Consider the following 2,107-nt stretch of genomic DNA (forward strand, 5'->3'; position numbering starts at 1 on the left):
ATCAGCTGGAGGATGAAGCGCCGTTAATGCGGGCAATCCGGGAGGCCTGTGTCGCTCAACGGTTGCCGGTAGATACACTGATAGCCGAAGCTGCACCCTCTCAGTATGAGGTCAATCTCTACCACGGCAATGATGCGCTGCTGGCGGCAGATCACGGTCTGATGTTGCAGCGTCTGATCAAAGGTGTGGCCCGTGAGCAAGGCAAACTGGCCACGTTTATGGCCAAGCCATTTGGCGAGTTGGCGGGTAGCGGTATGCATGTGCACTGCAGTATCCTCGACCAGCAGGGCAGAAATGTTTTTAACAATGGCGAAGAGCAGGGCAGCGAATTACTGGCCCAGTCCGTGGCGGGTTGCCTGATTTCTATGGCTGATGCCATGGCTATTTTTGCCCCCAACATCAATGCCTGTCGTCGCTTTCAGCCCGGCAGTCATGCACCCTTGACGGCCAGCTGGGGTTATGAAAATCGCACCACGGCGTTGCGGATTCCCACCGGTAACCTGGCGGACCGCCGCATTGAACACCGGGTGGCCGGTGCCGATGCCAACCCGTATCTGGTGGTCGCGGTGATTCTGGCGGGAATGCTCCATGGCATTGAACAACAACTGGTACCACCCCCGGCCATAGAGGGCGATGCTTATGCTCAGCCGGGTGCAGAGTTGCCTCGTTACTTGCCTGATTCCCTACAGCGTCTGGAGCAGTCGGCATTTATCAGCGAGTATTTTGGTGCTGAATTTCAGCGGGTGTTTCTGGCGGCTAAACAGCAGGAGTTGGCGGAATTTGACCGAAGGGTGTCTATCCTGGAATACGACGCTTATCTCTGAATATCCCTCATCCTGATGTGTCTCTGCGTGCCCACGATATTTTATAACCCGGCTTCATGTTTTCGATTCGAGATACCCCTCCAGTGGGTCACCACCAAATGGCGGCCGCATACTCGAAAGGGCATCGATGAACAGGTAGAACAGCTCTGATTGGGACGTAACGTCCAGCTTGGCGTAGCTGTGCTTGCGATGCAGTTTTACCGTTTCCGGCGAAATAGACAGTTTCTGAGCGATGGATTTGGTGGAATGGCCGTGGAGGAAGAGCTGAATGATCTGTGTCTCTCTTTCGGTGAGTACCGACCTACCAAAATGGCTCAGTGCCGAAGATAAATGCCGGTGCAGGTCATCGTGTTGGTGTTGGCTGTGATCGGTGGTTTGCCAATGCTGTTGGCACAGAGATTGGAGCAGCGGTGCAATATCCCGCAGCAAGCGCTGTTGAGACAAGCTGAAACGATGATGGTGTTCACCCCGGCCTAGGGAAATGTTCAGCCAATCTCCTGGCGCCTGTGCGTTTAACCGAAACAGGTAACCGCACTCATCGATCAGTCCGGTGTGGCGAAAATAGTTTTTGTAGTATTCGCTCTTCCGAAAACCCACCGGGGCCAATCCGTCCAGTCGATAAAACCCCTCATGCCCGTCCTGGGCCGCCCGGTAACAGGGGTCCAGTAGGTAGGCGCCTCTCAGGAATAAATCAATATGGGTTGGGCGGTTGGCCGGCGGCAGGTCGTTGTAGCTCAACGTTGGTTGTTGTTGGTGATAGGAGAGAATGACTGCGTTATCAATGGGTGTCAGTTTTTTCAGAAAAGCCATCAGCTGATTAAAAAAACTACTTTGGCCAATGCTGGACACAACTGGTATCAGTCGGTTGGAGTATTCCGCGATGCTGAAGGCCATCAAACCCGCTCCCATTCCCCTCAGAACAGTCTAGCGAGAATGGGGGAGGGTTGAAATATCGCGGCGGAATGCCGGGGAAATTAAAAGCGGATGGCCTTGGCCAGGGTCCGGTTGGTACGCCAGTCCGGTTCCGCCTGGATACCGTTGTGATCTTCAGCGACAAATTGTCGCAGACATGCTATTTGGGGGTTGGTTTGCCGCGAGTGTCGCCGTTATGTGACTCACATTTCCCGGCTGTGCCTTGCAGGAATTAAAGAACGGGTTATGATGCCAAAACACGGATGTTGGCCCCGTTCCTGTGCCGCCGACCAAAGTTGAGTGTCTACGGGACGATAGTTATAAAGTTGAGGTTGAGTGACGCTGGTATCCGGGTATCTGAGTTTTCCTCT

2 protein-coding genes are annotated in these 2,107 nt (G+C 54.0%); one reads left to right on the top strand and one right to left on the bottom strand.

Translation table 11 applies throughout. The annotated features are described in order from the left end of the window. A partial coding sequence (locus ACYZYZ_RS03185) for a glutamine synthetase family protein (protein ID WP_461483226.1) occupies positions 1-824 on the top strand: 824 nt, incomplete at its 5' end. A 54-nt stretch (positions 825-878) separates the two neighbouring features. Here ACYZYZ_RS03185 and ACYZYZ_RS03190 read toward each other — a convergent pair. Continuing rightward, positions 879-1,718: a helix-turn-helix transcriptional regulator gene (locus ACYZYZ_RS03190; RefSeq protein WP_461483227.1), complete on the bottom strand. Its 840-nt coding sequence runs from the start codon at positions 1,716-1,718 to the stop codon at positions 879-881. Positions 1,719-2,107 lie beyond the last annotated feature (389 nt).

Source organism: Porticoccus sp., from assembly GCA_023261185.1.
In the GTDB taxonomy this organism is placed as follows: Bacteria; Pseudomonadota; Gammaproteobacteria; order Pseudomonadales; family Porticoccaceae; genus Porticoccus; species Porticoccus litoralis.

Bases quoted from the DNA above. Each gene is read 5' to 3' on its own strand.
- ACYZYZ_RS03190 (WP_461483227.1), bottom strand. From the start codon at position 1,718: ATGGCCTTCAGCATCGCGGAATACTCCAACCGACTGATACCAGTTGTG.